Origin of the sequence: Holospora obtusa F1 (genome assembly GCF_000469665.2) — a bacterium.
Lineage (GTDB): Bacteria > Pseudomonadota > Alphaproteobacteria > Holosporales > Holosporaceae > Holospora > Holospora obtusa.
On sequence record NZ_AWTR02000059.1, the window covers coordinates 1 to 13,977 of the forward strand.

At 36.6% G+C, this 13,977-nt stretch carries 26 protein-coding genes and 2 pseudogenes; 2 read left to right on the forward strand and 26 right to left on the reverse strand.

Going from position 1 to position 13,977, the window contains the following annotated elements; genetic code table 11:
• Positions 1-134 (forward strand): annotated as a pseudogene (locus tag P618_RS09280) (IS701 family transposase); the annotation flags it as partial.
• Positions 135-182: 48 nt separating this feature from the next.
• Here P618_RS09280 and P618_RS08610 read toward each other — a convergent pair.
• Positions 183-416 (reverse strand): hypothetical protein, encoded by a 234-nt coding sequence (locus P618_RS08610; RefSeq protein WP_239638258.1) that lies wholly within the window; start codon positions 414-416, stop codon positions 183-185.
• On the opposite strand from P618_RS08610, the gene P618_RS09285 reads away from it, so the two are divergent.
• Positions 315-602: a hypothetical protein gene (locus P618_RS09285; protein ID WP_420805318.1), complete on the forward strand. Its 288-nt coding sequence runs from the start codon at positions 315-317 to the stop codon at positions 600-602. The two genes, P618_RS08610 and P618_RS09285, sit on opposite strands and share 102 nt — an antisense overlap.
• Before the next feature lie 54 nt (positions 603-656).
• On the opposite strand, the pseudogene P618_RS08615 reads toward P618_RS09285, so the two are convergent.
• From P618_RS08615 to tuf, 25 genes and pseudogenes are all read right to left on the reverse strand, one after another.
• A pseudogene (locus tag P618_RS08615) lies at positions 657-1,044 on the reverse strand (transposase family protein); the annotation flags it as partial.
• 143 nt (positions 1,045-1,187) lie between these two features.
• The gene (locus P618_RS02950) at positions 1,188-1,868 is read right to left on the reverse strand and encodes an adenylate kinase family protein (protein WP_021827289.1); all 681 of its coding nucleotides are present in this window, start codon (positions 1,866-1,868) and stop codon (positions 1,188-1,190) included.
• Entirely contained in the window at positions 1,865-3,199 is a 1,335-nt protein-coding gene (gene secY / locus P618_RS02955) for a preprotein translocase subunit SecY (RefSeq protein WP_021827288.1), read from the reverse strand. Before secY ends, P618_RS02950 begins: the two co-directional genes overlap by 4 nt.
• Positions 3,200-3,222: 23 nt before the next feature.
• A complete protein-coding gene (rplO, locus tag P618_RS02960; protein WP_021827287.1) occupies positions 3,223-3,681 on the reverse strand; it encodes a 50S ribosomal protein L15 in 459 nt (152 codons plus the stop codon).
• Positions 3,675-3,854 (reverse strand): 50S ribosomal protein L30, encoded by a 180-nt coding sequence (gene rpmD / locus P618_RS02965; RefSeq protein ID WP_021827286.1) that lies wholly within the window; start codon positions 3,852-3,854, stop codon positions 3,675-3,677. The genes rplO and rpmD overlap by 7 nt, the downstream gene beginning before the upstream one ends.
• On the reverse strand, positions 3,851-4,408 hold the full coding sequence (rpsE, locus tag P618_RS02970; RefSeq protein ID WP_021827285.1) for a 30S ribosomal protein S5: 558 nt from the start codon (positions 4,406-4,408) through the stop codon (positions 3,851-3,853). Before rpsE ends, rpmD begins: the two co-directional genes overlap by 4 nt.
• Before the next feature lie 18 nt (positions 4,409-4,426).
• On the reverse strand, positions 4,427-4,789 hold the full coding sequence (gene rplR / locus P618_RS02975; RefSeq protein ID WP_021827284.1) for a 50S ribosomal protein L18: 363 nt from the start codon (positions 4,787-4,789) through the stop codon (positions 4,427-4,429).
• 10 nt (positions 4,790-4,799) lie between these two features.
• Entirely contained in the window at positions 4,800-5,393 is a 594-nt protein-coding gene (locus P618_RS06050) for a 50S ribosomal protein L6 (RefSeq protein WP_021827283.1), read from the reverse strand.
• A gap of 6 nt (positions 5,394-5,399) precedes the next feature.
• A complete protein-coding gene (rpsH, locus tag P618_RS02985; RefSeq protein ID WP_021827282.1) occupies positions 5,400-5,798 on the reverse strand; it encodes a 30S ribosomal protein S8 in 399 nt (132 codons plus the stop codon).
• 18 nt (positions 5,799-5,816) lie between these two features.
• A complete protein-coding gene (gene rpsN / locus P618_RS02990) occupies positions 5,817-6,122 on the reverse strand; it encodes a 30S ribosomal protein S14 (protein ID WP_021827281.1) in 306 nt (101 codons plus the stop codon).
• A gap of 4 nt (positions 6,123-6,126) precedes the next feature.
• A complete protein-coding gene (rplE, locus tag P618_RS02995; RefSeq protein ID WP_021827280.1) occupies positions 6,127-6,654 on the reverse strand; it encodes a 50S ribosomal protein L5 in 528 nt (175 codons plus the stop codon).
• Entirely contained in the window at positions 6,651-7,013 is a 363-nt protein-coding gene (rplX, locus tag P618_RS03000; protein WP_021827279.1) for a 50S ribosomal protein L24, read from the reverse strand. Before rplX ends, rplE begins: the two co-directional genes overlap by 4 nt.
• Positions 7,013-7,375 carry a 50S ribosomal protein L14 gene (rplN, locus tag P618_RS03005; protein ID WP_021827278.1) on the reverse strand — a complete coding sequence of 121 codons (363 nt, stop codon included), beginning with the start codon at positions 7,373-7,375 and terminating at the stop codon, positions 7,013-7,015. Before rplN ends, rplX begins: the two co-directional genes overlap by 1 nt.
• On the reverse strand, positions 7,375-7,617 hold the full coding sequence (rpsQ, locus tag P618_RS03010; protein ID WP_021827277.1) for a 30S ribosomal protein S17: 243 nt from the start codon (positions 7,615-7,617) through the stop codon (positions 7,375-7,377). Before rpsQ ends, rplN begins: the two co-directional genes overlap by 1 nt.
• A 1-nt stretch (position 7,618) precedes the next feature.
• Positions 7,619-7,828 (reverse strand): 50S ribosomal protein L29, encoded by a 210-nt coding sequence (rpmC, locus tag P618_RS03015; RefSeq protein WP_024161140.1) that lies wholly within the window; start codon positions 7,826-7,828, stop codon positions 7,619-7,621.
• 2 nt (positions 7,829-7,830) lie between these two features.
• Entirely contained in the window at positions 7,831-8,250 is a 420-nt protein-coding gene (gene rplP, locus P618_RS03020) for a 50S ribosomal protein L16 (RefSeq protein WP_021827275.1), read from the reverse strand.
• Positions 8,251-8,256: 6 nt separating this feature from the next.
• The gene (gene rpsC / locus P618_RS03025; protein WP_021827274.1) at positions 8,257-8,943 is read right to left on the reverse strand and encodes a 30S ribosomal protein S3; all 687 of its coding nucleotides are present in this window, start codon (positions 8,941-8,943) and stop codon (positions 8,257-8,259) included.
• The gene (locus P618_RS03030) at positions 8,943-9,287 is read right to left on the reverse strand and encodes a large ribosomal subunit protein uL22 (protein ID WP_021827273.1); all 345 of its coding nucleotides are present in this window, start codon (positions 9,285-9,287) and stop codon (positions 8,943-8,945) included. The genes rpsC and P618_RS03030 overlap by 1 nt, the downstream gene beginning before the upstream one ends.
• Before the next feature lie 10 nt (positions 9,288-9,297).
• Positions 9,298-9,573, reverse strand: coding sequence for a 30S ribosomal protein S19 (rpsS, locus tag P618_RS03035; protein WP_021827272.1), 276 nt, complete (start codon positions 9,571-9,573; stop codon positions 9,298-9,300).
• Positions 9,574-9,587: 14 nt separating this feature from the next.
• On the reverse strand, positions 9,588-10,436 hold the full coding sequence (gene rplB / locus P618_RS03040) for a 50S ribosomal protein L2 (RefSeq protein ID WP_021827271.1): 849 nt from the start codon (positions 10,434-10,436) through the stop codon (positions 9,588-9,590).
• A 3-nt stretch (positions 10,437-10,439) separates the two neighbouring features.
• Positions 10,440-10,781 (reverse strand): uL23 family ribosomal protein, encoded by a 342-nt coding sequence (locus tag P618_RS03045; RefSeq protein ID WP_021827270.1) that lies wholly within the window; start codon positions 10,779-10,781, stop codon positions 10,440-10,442.
• Positions 10,778-11,419 carry a 50S ribosomal protein L4 gene (rplD, locus tag P618_RS03050; protein ID WP_021827269.1) on the reverse strand — a complete coding sequence of 214 codons (642 nt, stop codon included), beginning with the start codon at positions 11,417-11,419 and terminating at the stop codon, positions 10,778-10,780. Before rplD ends, P618_RS03045 begins: the two co-directional genes overlap by 4 nt.
• The gene (rplC, locus tag P618_RS03055) at positions 11,416-12,123 is read right to left on the reverse strand and encodes a 50S ribosomal protein L3 (RefSeq protein WP_021827268.1); all 708 of its coding nucleotides are present in this window, start codon (positions 12,121-12,123) and stop codon (positions 11,416-11,418) included. The genes rplD and rplC overlap by 4 nt, the downstream gene beginning before the upstream one ends.
• A gap of 9 nt (positions 12,124-12,132) precedes the next feature.
• A complete protein-coding gene (gene rpsJ / locus P618_RS03060; protein WP_021827267.1) occupies positions 12,133-12,456 on the reverse strand; it encodes a 30S ribosomal protein S10 in 324 nt (107 codons plus the stop codon).
• A 4-nt stretch (positions 12,457-12,460) separates the two neighbouring features.
• Entirely contained in the window at positions 12,461-13,648 is a 1,188-nt protein-coding gene (gene tuf, locus P618_RS03065) for an elongation factor Tu (RefSeq protein WP_021827266.1), read from the reverse strand.
• Between the last annotated feature and the right edge of the window lie 329 nt (positions 13,649-13,977).

Sequence of the window (13,977 nt, forward strand, 5' to 3'; positions counted from 1 at the left end):
TCATTGCATACTGCAAATTAGAATTATTGAAAGTGAAAACCTCATTGAATCATTTTGCAATAAAACAAAAACTATTGTTAAAAGCCAATGTTTTAATGTTCAATGAACTTCAAATTTTGAAAGCTGCTACGTAAGATGAGTTAAATAACGAAAATTCTCACAGATAATTGGGCGCAATTTACCTATGAGCTGCTTGCGCAACACCTAAAGCCAAAAAACAAAACGCCCCCTTTGATGTGATGTACAAGGAGCATAACATTGAACACAGATTTACCAAATTCAAGCATCCTTGGATCAACGGTCAGGTCGAAATCATCAACAGGATCCTCAAACACTACACAACAAAGGCTTATTTTTACAAAAACCTCGATAAGCTGAAGCGCCATATGATGACTTTTGTGCTTTACTATAATCATCAAATAAAGCTGAAATCATTAAAATATCAGCTCCCTTTTGATATTATCACGTTAGAACTTGAACGTCAAAATTCAAATTTTAATCATAATCCAAACCACATGTTGTGGGGACTAAAAATGTTACTTTTTTTGTCTTTTTATCAACAACAATTTGGGTTTTTAAATTCTTCTTTCTCTTTTTCCTGAATAAAATTTTCTTTATTTGTTAGTGCGATTCTTTACGCTTCCTATTATTTACCCTTTTTTTGGGTGTTCTATAGGCATTTCTGTGGCATATATTAATATAACATCGTATTTCATATCGCTCTTAAGTAATGCCTTGTGACCAGGTAAAGCAAAATCTAGATCTTGATAGAGCGTCTCTTCAACCCACTTAATTCCTTTGTAGCATGAACTTTTTCTTATTCTATAACTTTGACTAACATGAAAATATATGTGATATTCTCTGATATATTTCAACGCCATTAATAACTAATTTTCCATGCTCAACTTGTTTCTTCTACCTCTTTTCATTTTTTTTATCCGCCTCTTCTAATATTTTTATCATTTTATTAAAGGTACTACGCTTAACTCCTGTTAATCTTCCGAATAGCTCATCCGATAAAATCTTCACTTGTTGGTATTTCAATTATAAAAACATCATATTTTTATTTTTTGAAAAAAATCTAATGATATTTTCCAAAAAAATCTATTATAAAAATTTTGAACACAAAAAAACAATAAAGAATAGAAAAAATAAATTTTTTCTATTCTTTAAATGTGCGCTTCAATTTAAAAAAGAGATTTTTCCTGAACTAAAATTTTTACACAAGACAAAACATCCAAATACACTTCCTCAACAGGACGATCTGCCTGAAGTACGTAAAGTTTTTTTTGATTTTGATAAAAATCTAAAACATTTCGTATCTTCTCGTTAAACACATGAAGACGTCTAAAAACGGTTTCTTCTGTATCATCAGAACGTTTCGCAAACTTTATAGAACCACAATTTTTACACAGAGCAACTTTATAACAATAATCTTTCTGGCATTGGACACAAGACAAACGATTCTGAATACGTTCCCAAATTTTTTCTGGAGGAATCTTAAGAAAAATTACAGCCTCAATATTCAAAAATGTTACAGAAGCGCATTGCTCTATTGCTTCCGCTTGCTCTATAGAACGAGGAACTCCATCTAATATAACCCAAGTATCCAAAATTTTATTAAGTTGTGTTTTCAAAACCTCTATGACGTCTAACGTATTGAGATACTCGCCTTTTTTTAAAAAACACTCAATTTTCTCGCCTAACTTAGTTTTTTGACTCACTTCAGTTCTCAAAAGTTGCCCCATAGACACCAATGGAATTCTAAATCTATCCGAAAGTAACGCACTTTGTGTTCCTTTTCCTGATCCGGGAGCACCAAAAAATACAATTCCTTTTTTTAAACTATTTATTTTATCTTTCTTCATAAAATTTTTCTCTTTTGTTTTTTAAATAAATTACTATATTGATGAGAAACAATGTGTGAAAAAAATTGAGACGTAGTTTCTAAAGTAACACTAACAGCAATTAATACACTCGTTCCCGATATAGGGAAGGAAACATAAAAAATTTTACTTAGTACATCAGGAAGCACAACTACAGAAGCAATATAAATAGACCCAACCACCGTCAATCTATTTAACAAATATGTAAAATAATTTGCCGTCATCACTCCAGGTCTAAGTGGATGCACCGAAATATGGCTACTCATTAATTCCTTAGCCTTTTCTTCTGGATTGAAAACAATAGAAGTATAGAAAAAAGCAAAAAAGATAATTAGTCCAATCCGGACAAAAATAGAAACCACAGGATGAACGAAAAGAAGTTTCAGCAACGGCCCAACAATCCACAAATGATCCATAATCTTTAAATTAGATAAAGAATAAAAAAACCCTAACAAAGCCATAGAAAAAATAGGAGGTAAAACGCCAGTTGGATTTAATTTTAATGGGATATACGGACGCTCAGTACTGTTCCTAGTTCCGATCTCCGGTCGTCGAGAATATTGAACCCCAACTTTGTAATACGCTTTTTCCATAAACGTTATAAAACACACAAAAGCAGAAATTCCTCCAACCCAAAAGAAAATTTCAAAAAAATTAATTCCGCCTGTTCGTCCCAATTCTAAAAACTGAAATAAACCTTGAGGTAAACTAGCTATAATTCCAGCATAAATTAGCATAGAGGACCCGTTACCAATTCCTTTAGCAGTTATACGCTCTCCTAACCACATCAAAAAAAGAGTCGCACCGATAATTGTCGTTATAGTACTAAAATGAAAAAATAATCCTGGATCTAAAACAAGCCCTGGAATCGAACTTAGCAAGGACGCTAAACCGGCAGCTTGAACTGTCGCTAAAGCAATAGTCCCATAACGAGTATACTGACTCAATTTTCTTCTTCCAGACTCCCCTTCCTTTTTTAACATAATAAAATTAGGAAAAATTGCAGTCATCAGCTGAACAATAATACTAGAAGAAATATAAGGCCCTAGATTAAGAGCAAAAATACTCATCCGCTCCAAAGCACCACCAGAGACTATATTAAACATCTTAAGTATTCCCTGTGACGCATAATCCCCAGCCAAAACACGCATACTAACAGGGTCAATCCCAGGAAGAGGAATATACGTTCCCAAACGATAAATAACAAAAATCCAAAGCGTAAAAAAAATTCTCTTATGCAAATCCGAAGCTTTCAGAAAAGCATCAAAACTTAAATATTTTGAGAAATTTTGAAAAAATGAATGTTCCGACATAAAAACTTAAAATCCTATATGTTTCAAGAAGATACCAGAGTGCATGTCCCCTTCGCTTCACCTATTTTAAACTTAGCTTGAACTGAAAACGCATCCGCAACGATATGAACAGGATGTGAAATAGTTCCTCTCCCTAAAACTTTCAATGGAATTGTCGCTTTCTTACAAAAACCTTTATCCACTAAAACATCAATCGTAATGCGATTTTTAGAATCTAAAATCCCAGACTCTATAGCATTCTGAATCCTATCTAAATTAATTGAAAAAAAAATTCTTTTTTTTAAAGACACAAAACCTTTTTTAGGTAAACGACGGCACAAAGGCATCTGCCCACCCTCAAACCCTTTAATACTAACCCCAGATCGTGCGGTCTGCCCCTTCCCCCCTCGAGAAGAAGTTTTGCCTCTCCCTGAACCGATTCCTCGACCAACTCTTCGAGAAGTTTTTCTGGCACCGAAATTATCTTTTAAATTACTTAACATAACTCCACCTTAACCAAATGTTCAACTTTTTTCACCATTCCTAAAACCGAAGGACAATAAAGTAAAACCTTAGATTTTCCCAACTTTTTCATCCCCAAAGCTTTCAAAATTTTCTTTTGAGTACTAGGAACACGAATAGAGCTCCGATACTGTATACAACGAAAATACTTCATGAATCATCTCCAGATAAAATCTTGCCCAAATTGTCGCTATTATTTTTCTTATCTCGTTTTTTCATTACAAGGCGAGGAGTTTCCATATTTTTAAAAGCATCAAAAGTTGCTCGAACAACATTATGCGGATTATTAGATCTCAAAATTTTCGACACAACATCTTGAACCCCCATAACATCAAAAATAGCACGCATCGTACCTCCAGCTATGACTCCTTTTCCTTTTTTCGCAGAACGAATAAAAACTTCTCCCGCTCCATATTTTCCCAATATATCATGAAAGAAAGTCCGTCCTTCCTTCAAAGGAACACGAATAATATTTTTTGATGCTTGATCCGTGGCCTTTTTAACGGCACTTGCTACTTCCTTTGCCTTTCCAGATCCGAACCCACACCTTCCCTTTCCGTCACCAACTACAACCAAAGCAGAAAAATTAAAACGCTTTCCCCCTTTGACTACTTTAGATACTCGAGAAACTTTTACTGTTACCTTCATTAACTCTTTCTCTTTATGCCTAAGATTAGAGTACGAATCTTTCTGAACACTTTCCCTCATTATATCACGCCCCCCACACTAAAACTCTAACCCAAACGCACGCGCAGAATCCGCCAAAGATTTAATCCTGCCATGAAATTTATAACATCCTCGATCAAAAACAACTTTTTTGAGCCCATTTTCAACCGCACGTTTAGCAATACACTCCCCAACCCAAGATGCAGCTTTGCAATCATTTCCTTTAAAAGAGTCCCTATATTCTTTTTCCAAAGACGAAGCACTAACAACAGTACATTGATTAACATCGTCAATAATTTGAGCATAAATATATCGATCGGAACGAAATACAGAAAGACGATGCCGAAAAATATTTTTTCTATTTTTAAGTTTTTCTCTAATCCGATGCTTTCGCCTTTCTTTCGTAGAAGATTTATACAACATATAGACCACCTTATTTTGTTTTTCCTTGTTTAATACGCACGTATTGCCCCTGAATGCGAATTCCCTTTCCTTTGTAAGGCTCTACTTGACGAATTTTCAAAATATAAGAAACTACGTGTCCCAAAAGTACTTTGTTTCTCGAAGAAAGCCTGAATAAATTAGGTTTATCAATAGACAAAGATACACCAGAAGGCAAAGAAAAAATTACATCGTGACTATACCCCAAGCTAAGTTTCATTCCGCTACCACTAGATTCCACCTTATACCCAACACCAACTAACTCCAAAACTTTAGTAAAAGGCTCTGTAATACCACTTATATCTGATTTCAGCAAACTCGAATAAGTTCCTAACTCGCTTATTCTAGTACGTTGCTCTTTTCTTGTCAACACCGAGGTATCTATAGGAGCTAAAGTCAAAAAAATTTTATCTTCTAAAAGAACAGAAACGACATAATTAGGAACAAATCTTCGAACTTCCTGACCATTACTAGAAAATACTACACTTTCTAAATCCCTTCTATATTCCACATTTTTCGGAATCCTAATACCAGAAGCCGCAACCCTAGGAATCTTAACTCGTATTTTTTTTTTAGATTTTTCCATGATAAATTACCATACCGTTAATAACACTTTTCCACCAACTCCCAAAGCGCGCGCTTTAACATCCGACATCACTCCAAAAGAAGTCGTCAAAATAGAATTACCCAACCCAGAAGCAACTCTACTTTTATCTTTCAGCTTACGATAAAAATGAACACTTGGTTTAGAAACTCTTTTAATTTCCTTAATCACAGGGCGAAATCTATAATATTTAAGACGCACTTCAAACATCATGCTACTTACAGAACTCCCCTGCTCAGAATAAGAAGAAATATAACCTTCCTGAAGTAAAACCTCTAAAATACTTTTTTTTAACTTAGAAACAGGTATTAAAACACTTTCTTTTTTTCGTTTTTGCGCATTTCTAATACGCGTTATCATATCCCCAACAGGATCAGTAAAAGACATAATTTTTTTTCTCCACCTTTACCAACTTGACTTTTTTACACCAGGCAAATCACCTACCAAAGCTAATTCTCTGAACTTGATCCGAGAAAGAGAAAAAAAACGATACACCCCCCTAGATCTTCCAGTCAATATACACCTTTCTCTCACACGAACAGCGCTCCCATTTCTCGGCATTTTCGAAAGCTTCAAAACACACCCAAAACGCTCTTCTAACGAAATACTTTTATCTCTAATCGTTTTTTTTAACAAAGAGCGTTTTAATTTATCTCTTTGAACGATTCTTTTTTTTCGATGATTACTTTCTATCAATCCTTTTCTAGCCATAACTTTACTCCCTAAACGGCATACCAAACTTTTTTAATAAAGCCAACCCCTCAGCATCAGTGGAAGCGCTAGTAACCAAAACAACTTGCAAACCTAAGGTCTCCTTTACTTGATCATAATTAATTTCTGGAAAAATTTGTTGCTCTTTAATACCCAAAGAATAATTTCCATTCCCATCAAAACGCGGCCTCATACCTCGAAAATCTCTCATTCTAGGCATAGCTATATAGATAAATCTACGAAGAAAATCGTACATTCTTTCTCCTCGAAGAGTAACTTTAAGCCCCAAAGCCATTCCTTCTCTTATTTTAAATCCAGCATTAGATCTACGCGCCCTAGTCAAAAAAGGTTTTTGTCCAGAAACACGACTAAGAGCAAATTCTGCTGAGTCAAAAAACGATTGATCCCCCATTTTTCTCCCAAAAGCAGCATTCAAAACTACTTTCTTTAAACACGGAACCTGATGAATATTCGTATAAGAAAATTCTTTAACTAAAGCTGGTCTTATAATATTCTCATACAATGTCTTCATCTTACCCTCCCAATAATTTCTCCAGAACGCTTCGCATAACGAAATTTCTCCCCATTCTGATCAAACATAAAACCTATTCGAGTTAAAAACGATCTCGAACAATATTGAAAAGCATCATCTTTGTGCGCAGGATCAACAATCATAACATTAGACCAATGAACCCCCAAATTTTTCTTCAAAATTCCTCCATCTGGAGTCTTAGAAGAAGCTTTAGTATGACGAAAAACTTCCCCCACTCCATCAACCAAAACTCTTTGACGCGCATAATCTATACCCAACACAATACCCTTAATACCCTTATCTTTTCCGGAAATTAAAACTACAAGATCACCTTTTTTAATTTTACACTTAACTTTCATTAATACACCTCAGAAGCTAACGAAACTATCTTAGAATACTTTCCCCGCAACTCTTTACTTACAGGACCAAAAATACGCGTCCCAATAGGATCTTGATTTTTTAATAATACTGCAGCATTTTCACTAAATACAATAGTAGTCCCATCAGACCTCTTAACAGGACTCTTTACACGAACGATAACTGCCTGAACTACAGCCCCCGGTGATACTTTAGCTCCCGGAATAGCTGTCTTAACAGAAGCAATCACCACATCGCCCACGTAAGCAAAGCGTCGTTTCGCTCCACCTAAAACTTTTATACACATTAAAGTCTTTGCACCAGAATTATCTGCTACTTGTAAACGCGTCTGCATCTGAATCATTACACATTCTCCACCTTCTTTAAAACAATCCAACTTTTTCTTTTCGAAAATGGACGACTCTCTTCAATTAGAACTACTTCTCCAACAGAAAATTCATTCTTCTCATCATGCGCCATATATTTTTTTTTCTTTAACACTTCTTTATGATATAAAGAGTTACGCTGACGTTGATGAACCAAAATCATAACCGTTTTATCTGAAGATTTGTTAACAACTTGCCCAACAAACTGACGTTTTGCCATCTTAATTCTCCTTTTTACGTTGCCTCATAACCATCTTTAAACGAGCAACATTTCTTCTCAACAAACGAATGCGATGAGAAGAAATTTCTGATTGAGGTTTTTTTCTAGAAAAAGAAAAATTAGCCTTTTGCTTTAAAAGCTCTAAAAGTTCGTCAAAAAGCTCTTTATCAGACATACTCGCAAGACTCATTAAATACTGTTTACTTTTCATCATTACTCTCCCTGACTAGATCTTTTGACAAAACGCCCACCAACAGAAAGCTTTGCTGCAGCTAACCTTATCGCTTCTCGAGCAATTTCTTCAGGAACATTGCTAATTTCAAAAAGAATACGCCCAGGAGCAACTCGAAAAATATACCGACTAATACTTCCTTTGCCACTTCCCATACGCACTTCAGCAGGCTTAGAAGTTACAGGAATACTCGGAAAACAACGAATCCAAATTCTTCCAGCACGACGCATATGCCGCGTCATACTTTTACGAGCAGCTTCAATCTGACGAGAATCAATACGCCCTGCGGTATCAGCCTTTAAACCATACTCTCCAAATGAAACAGAATTTCCTCCAGTCGCATTACCGTGAATTCTTCCTTTAAAAGCTTTTCTAAATTTTGTCTTCTTTGGTACTAACATCACCGATTACCCCACACGATTTATGCACGTTTCACCCAAACGCCGCTCGATTAAAGAAGAATTTTTTTCTAAAATATCTCCCCTATAAATCCAAACTTTCACCCCGCACACTCCTGAAGTCGTATGAGCCTCACTACAAGCATAGTCTATATCAGCTCGAAACGAATGTAAAGGAAGCCGCCCCTCTAAACACCACTCAGTACGAGCAATTTCAATACCACCTAAGCGCCCTCCACAACTAATACGAATTCCTTTCCCCCCCATTTTTAACGCAGAAGCAGAAGACCTTTTCATCGCTCTTTTGTAAGAAACACGTTTTTCCAGTTGACGAGCAATATCATCCGCAACTACTTGAGCATACAAATCAGGCTTTCTTAATTCAACAATATTAAAGAAACAAGAAATTCCGTGAAGACTTTTTAGTCGAGACAATAAGTCATCAATACCTGCACCCTTTTTGCCGATCACAACACCCGGACGTGCAACATAAACAGTCACATGTGGCTTTTTGTCTAAACGGGAAATAACTACTCTGGAAACACCAGCCCCCGAAAGTTTTTTTTGAAAAAAAGAACGAATTAGAAGATCTTCCTGAACGTAAGAAGCATATTGTCTTTTATCTGCAAACCAGAGCGCATTCCAACTTCTATTAACACCAAGTCGCAAACCAATAGGATTTGTTCGATGTCCCATTATTTTTCCTCCAAAACAACGCGCACTTGACTAAAAGGCTTTCGAATCTCACCAGAATGACTCCTTCCACCTATATGTCTTCTACGCAAAACCATATTTTTTCCAACGCTGATCTCAGAAACATGCAGAGCATCTGGGTTGAGTTGAAAATTATTAACCGCATTAGATTTTGCAGAAATCAAAAATTTCTTTACATCTGGAGCAATAGATTTTCTCATTCCATCCAAAATTTTAACAGCATTCTTCAAAGATTTCCCACGCAAACAAGAAACAATAACCCCCAATTTCTGTGGGCTTATTCGAATCATACGCCAACATGCGTGAACTTTTTTCTTTTCGTCCATTTTTTTCTCCTTAACGTTTTGTCTTTTTATCCCCAGAATGCCCATAAAAAGTTCTTGTAGGAGAAAATTCACCAAGCTTATGCCCAAACATTGCTTCCGTTATCAAAACAGGTATAAACTTTCTTCCATTATGAACTGCGAACGTCACACCTATCATTTGAGGTAAAATAGTAGAACGCCTAGACCACGTTTTAATAGGGGTATTTCTTCCAGATTTTTTCAAATTTTCAACTTTTTTTATAAGATGCAAGTCCACAAAAGGGCCTTTCCAAACTGACCTAGCCACAAATTAACTCCTTTTTATTTTTTACGACGACTAACAATCATTTTCGACGATCTAGATTTTCTTCTAGATCGCGTACGCAATCCCTTAGAATTTTGACCTTTGGGAGAAACCGGGTGTCTTCCACCAGAAGTACGACCTTCTCCACCACCTAAAGGATGATCTACAGGGTTCATGGCAACTCCACGAACGTGAGGACGACGCCCTAACCATCTGCTACGTCCAGCTTTTGCCAAACAAATATTTCGATGATCTGCATTAGAGACAACCCCAATCGTTGCCCAACAATTCTTATGAATTTTTCGTACTTCTCCCGAAGGAAGGCGAACTAATACGTATTCAAGATCTTTTCCCATAACCTGAGCGTAAGTTCCTGCAGAACGCGCAATTTGCGCACCTTTTCCTATCTTTAGCTCAACATTATATACAAAAGTTCCAGAAGGAATGCGCGCTAACGGCAAAGAATTACCTTCTCTAATTTCACATCCTTCCCCCGAATAAACTACGTTACCAACTTTCATCCCAGAAGAAGCCACAATATAACTAAGAGGAGCATTCTTCACTTCGCCACTAGAAAGCAACGCAAGAAAAGCACTTCGATTCGGATCATATTCCAACCTTTCTACACGAGAAGCAACAACACCTTTTCCACCATGATCCCTATTAAAATCAACAATTCTATACAAAGGTCTAGTTCCCCCCCCACGAGAACGACATGTTACACGACCTTGAAAATTCCTTCCTCCTGTCCTTTTTTTAAAACAAACCAAAGATTTCTCTGGTCTTCCATGCCAAAGCTCTGAACGATCTAAAGAAATCAACCCTCTACGCCCTGGAGATGTGGGATTATAATATTTTAAACTCATAAATTATTCTCCAAAATTAAAGTTCTGATCCAAAGCATACCCATCAGGAAATCGAACAACAGCTTTTTTATACATAGCTGTTTCTCCTTGACGCCCCTTGAAACGTTTAGATTTTCCTTTTACAAGCAAAGTATTAACAGAAACAACATTAACCCCTAAAACACGCTTGAGAACTTCTTTAATCTGAATTTTATTTGCCCAAACAGCTACCTTAAATACACGTTGATTCTTTTTTTGATTTAAAAGAAAAGACTTTTCAGTTATAATTTCACAAATTATCACACCTAAAGACTGCGCCTCAGACATTTTTTTTTTTCTATCTCTATTCCAAAAACGATAAATCATTGCAACCTTCCCTCAATATATGGCAAACTACTTTTAGATATTATCAAAGATTCGTGACGCAAAATATCGTAAACATTTAAGCCATTTTTATGCAAAACATTGCAATTCGGCAAATTGGAAACCCCACGCTGAATGCTTTCATAAACCGAATCCGATGCAACTATTAATGCGTTCTTAGTTCCGACTTTTTCAAAAAAATGCTGACAATCCTTAGTTTTTAAAAAAGTTGGAACCGAAGAATCATCAAGGAAAAATAAATTTCCTTGCTCTTTTTTTAAAGAAAGTGCAACTCGAAGACCAAAAGATCGAATCTTTTTATTTAAACCATAAGCGTGACTTCGAACAACTGGCCCAAAAATAATCGCACCTCCAACAAATTGAGGAGAACGACGAGACCCCTGACGAGCCTTTCCTGTTCCTTTTTGGCGATAAGGCTTACGAGTAGTTCCAGAAATTTCACTGATTCCTTTTGTTTTATGATTTCCAGAACGACGCTTTGCAAGCTGCCAAAGAACAACTCGTGTCAAAATATCTGTACGCAGATCTTGTTGAAAAATATAAGGAACAAGCTCAAGCTCTTCTACTGTTTCCCATTTCCAGTCTAACACCTGACAAAGACTTTTTTGATCCATACTCATACATTTTCTCCCACAGAAGAAGAGTCTGAAGTGCGCTCTAAGCTCAAGTCAAAAACTCCAGGCCAAATCACCTTATCTGAAAGAGGAATTTTTATGGAATCCCGAATTTTTATCCAAGACCCATTAGAACCAGGAATTGCCCCAGCGACAACGATTACCCCTTCTTCATCTAAAACATCTAATACCTTTAAATTCTGAACCGTAACCGTAGCACAGCCCATGTGACCCGCCATTTTTTTTCCTTTAAACACTTTTCCAGGATCTTTACGATGCCCAGTAGAACCATGAGAGCGATGAGAAACCGAAGTTCCATGACTTGCCGGCAACCCTCTAAACCCCCAACGTTTCATCCCTCCAGCAAAACCCTTTCCAACAGAAATTCCTGTCACATCAACAAATTGGCCAGAAATAAAATGTGAAGCCTTTAAAACAGCTCCCTCTGGCAGCTCACCTTCTTCAGAAACAGAAAATTCACAAAGTTTTCCAAAAAATGGAACACCATGCTTATTAAAATGCCCCTGAAGTGGCCGAGAAACCTTTTTTTTTACTCCACCACCTATCTGAAGAAAAGTGCGTACACCTTCTTTTTTACATCGAACAACACAAGAGTCTACTTTCAACAATGTGACAGCTAGTACTCTATTTTTTTCTACAACCCGAGTCATCCCGACTTTTCGGGCCAACAATCCTACACGCTGCTTCATCAAAAATGCTCACCCCGCTTTAATCTGTACATCAACATTTGAACCCAAATCCAAAAGTTTCAACGCCTCTATAACTGTACTTGAAAACTGCTCAGGAATCTCTAATATCACTAACCTGCAGTAAGAATCAATTTCAAATTGATCTCTTGCTTCTTTGTTAGCAAATGGAGACCTCAATACAGTAAACTTTCTCACTCTCTTTGGAAAAGGAATAGGACCGGAAACTTTTGCACCGGAACGAGAAGCAGTCTCAACGATAGAGCTTACCGCACGAGCTAAAGATGCCGAATCATAACTTCTTAAATACATTGTAATTTTTTGCGAACCCGACATCAATCTACCCTAATATTTCTGAAATAACACCAGACCCTATAGTCCTTCCACCTTCTCGAATCGCAAAACGATCCCCTTCTGACATAGCAATAGGAGAAATCAATTCAACAGACAAAGTAACATTATCTCCTGGAACAACCATTTCACGACCTTCCTCTAATTGAATACTTCCCGTAACATCCGTTGTACGGAAATAAAACTGAGGACGATAATTGCTTAAGAACGGCGTATGCCTTCCCCCTTCTTCTTTTGTTAAAACATATATCGCGGACTTAAATTTTGTATAAGGCTTAACGCTTCCAGGTTTTGCTAAAACTTGTCCACGCTCAACATCTTCTTTCTTAATACCACGCAACAAAACTCCGACGTTGTCCCCCGCAATTCCTTCATCTAAGAGCTTTCGAAACATTTCAACACCTGTAACAATGGATTTTACAGTGTCACGCAAACCAATAATTTCGACTTCTTCTCCTACCTTTATTTTTCCGCGCTCTATACGCCCAGTTACCACTGTTCCTCTTCCAGAGATAGAAAACACATCTTCAACAGAAAGCAAAAAAGGTTTTTGAACATCACGATCAGGTGTGGGAATATACTCATCCACTGCATCTAACAACTCTTTAATACACTGAGAAGATTCAGGATTATCTTCCGTCAAACTTTTTGAAGCTGACCCCCTGATAATTGGAGTATTCTCCCCATCAAATCCGTACTGCGTCAAAAGATCCAAAACTTCCATTTCTACCAAATCTACAAGTTCCGCGTCTTCCATCAAATCTATTTTATTGATAAAAACAACTATTTTAGGAACTCCAACCTGGCGAGCAAGCAAAATATGCTCCCGAGTCTGAGGCATAGGACCATCTGTAGCGGAAACGACTAGAATCGCCCCATCCATCTGAGCAGCACCAGTAATCATATTTTTCACATAATCCGCATGCCCCGGACAATCCACATGAGCGTAATGCCTTTTTTCTGTCTCATATTCTACATGAGCCGCAGAAATCGTAATACCACGAGCGCGTTCTTCAGGAGCAGCATCGATTTTATCGTAATCTCTGAACTCTCCTCTCCCATGCTTGCTTGCATATTTCGTAATCGCTGCCGTCAACGTCGTCTTTCCGTGATCAACGTGACCGATTGTACCGATATTAACGTGAGGTTTATCACGTTTAAACGTTTCTTTCGACATAAAACTCTTCTTTTAACCTGCATTTTTATAACATGTACCATATTTCGTCTAATACAATCAAGAGGGATTCTTACAAAAAAAGCATTTATTTTCTTAACACAACAAAACCCGACAAAAAAAAAGTTTATTCTATATCTGAAATTCGAATAAAAACAGTAATTAATACGTAGGTTTATCATAAAAAAAAGTAGCAATAATATCTTATACACTCATTGCAGGAAATGCAAAAATTAAATTTTTTAAACTCGTTATTACGATTAATCGTAATTATTTGTTGTTTTTTCAAACATAGTTGACGTATCTTTAAGGCCTTCAATAGTATTTTTTAT

Excerpts from the sequence above, each read along its gene's own strand:
- P618_RS08610 (WP_239638258.1), bottom strand. The coding sequence starts at position 416 with ATGATTATAGTAAAGCACAAAAGTCATCATATGGCGCTTCAGCTTATC.
- P618_RS02950 (WP_021827289.1), bottom strand. The coding sequence starts at position 1,868 with ATGAAGAAAGATAAAATAAATAGTTTAAAAAAAGGAATTGTATTTTTT.
- secY (WP_021827288.1), bottom strand. The coding sequence starts at position 3,199 with ATGTCGGAACATTCATTTTTTCAAAATTTCTCAAAATATTTAAGTTTT.
- rplO (WP_021827287.1), bottom strand. The coding sequence starts at position 3,681 with ATGTTAAGTAATTTAAAAGATAATTTCGGTGCCAGAAAAACTTCTCGA.
- rpmD (WP_021827286.1), bottom strand. The coding sequence starts at position 3,854 with ATGAAGTATTTTCGTTGTATACAGTATCGGAGCTCTATTCGTGTTCCT.
- rpsE (WP_021827285.1), bottom strand. The coding sequence starts at position 4,408 with ATGAGGGAAAGTGTTCAGAAAGATTCGTACTCTAATCTTAGGCATAAA.
- rplR (WP_021827284.1), bottom strand. The coding sequence starts at position 4,789 with ATGTTGTATAAATCTTCTACGAAAGAAAGGCGAAAGCATCGGATTAGA.
- P618_RS06050 (WP_021827283.1), bottom strand. The coding sequence starts at position 5,393 with ATGGAAAAATCTAAAAAAAAAATACGAGTTAAGATTCCTAGGGTTGCG.
- rpsH (WP_021827282.1), bottom strand. The coding sequence starts at position 5,798 with ATGTCTTTTACTGATCCTGTTGGGGATATGATAACGCGTATTAGAAAT.
- rpsN (WP_021827281.1), bottom strand. The coding sequence starts at position 6,122 with ATGGCTAGAAAAGGATTGATAGAAAGTAATCATCGAAAAAAAAGAATC.
- rplE (WP_021827280.1), bottom strand. The coding sequence starts at position 6,654 with ATGAAGACATTGTATGAGAATATTATAAGACCAGCTTTAGTTAAAGAA.
- rplX (WP_021827279.1), bottom strand. The coding sequence starts at position 7,013 with ATGAAAGTTAAGTGTAAAATTAAAAAAGGTGATCTTGTAGTTTTAATT.
- rplN (WP_021827278.1), bottom strand. The coding sequence starts at position 7,375 with ATGATTCAGATGCAGACGCGTTTACAAGTAGCAGATAATTCTGGTGCA.
- rpsQ (WP_021827277.1), bottom strand. The coding sequence starts at position 7,617 with ATGGCAAAACGTCAGTTTGTTGGGCAAGTTGTTAACAAATCTTCAGAT.
- rpmC (WP_024161140.1), bottom strand. The coding sequence starts at position 7,828 with ATGAAAAGTAAACAGTATTTAATGAGTCTTGCGAGTATGTCTGATAAA.
- rplP (WP_021827275.1), bottom strand. The coding sequence starts at position 8,250 with ATGTTAGTACCAAAGAAGACAAAATTTAGAAAAGCTTTTAAAGGAAGA.
- rpsC (WP_021827274.1), bottom strand. The coding sequence starts at position 8,943 with ATGGGACATCGAACAAATCCTATTGGTTTGCGACTTGGTGTTAATAGA.
- P618_RS03030 (WP_021827273.1), bottom strand. The coding sequence starts at position 9,287 with ATGGACGAAAAGAAAAAAGTTCACGCATGTTGGCGTATGATTCGAATA.
- rplB (WP_021827271.1), bottom strand. The coding sequence starts at position 10,436 with ATGAGTTTAAAATATTATAATCCCACATCTCCAGGGCGTAGAGGGTTG.
- P618_RS03045 (WP_021827270.1), bottom strand. The coding sequence starts at position 10,781 with ATGATTTATCGTTTTTGGAATAGAGATAGAAAAAAAAAAATGTCTGAG.
- rplD (WP_021827269.1), bottom strand. The coding sequence starts at position 11,419 with ATGAGTATGGATCAAAAAAGTCTTTGTCAGGTGTTAGACTGGAAATGG.
- rplC (WP_021827268.1), bottom strand. The coding sequence starts at position 12,123 with ATGAAGCAGCGTGTAGGATTGTTGGCCCGAAAAGTCGGGATGACTCGG.
- rpsJ (WP_021827267.1), bottom strand. The coding sequence starts at position 12,456 with ATGTCGGGTTCGCAAAAAATTACAATGTATTTAAGAAGTTATGATTCG.
- tuf (WP_021827266.1), bottom strand. The coding sequence starts at position 13,648 with ATGTCGAAAGAAACGTTTAAACGTGATAAACCTCACGTTAATATCGGT.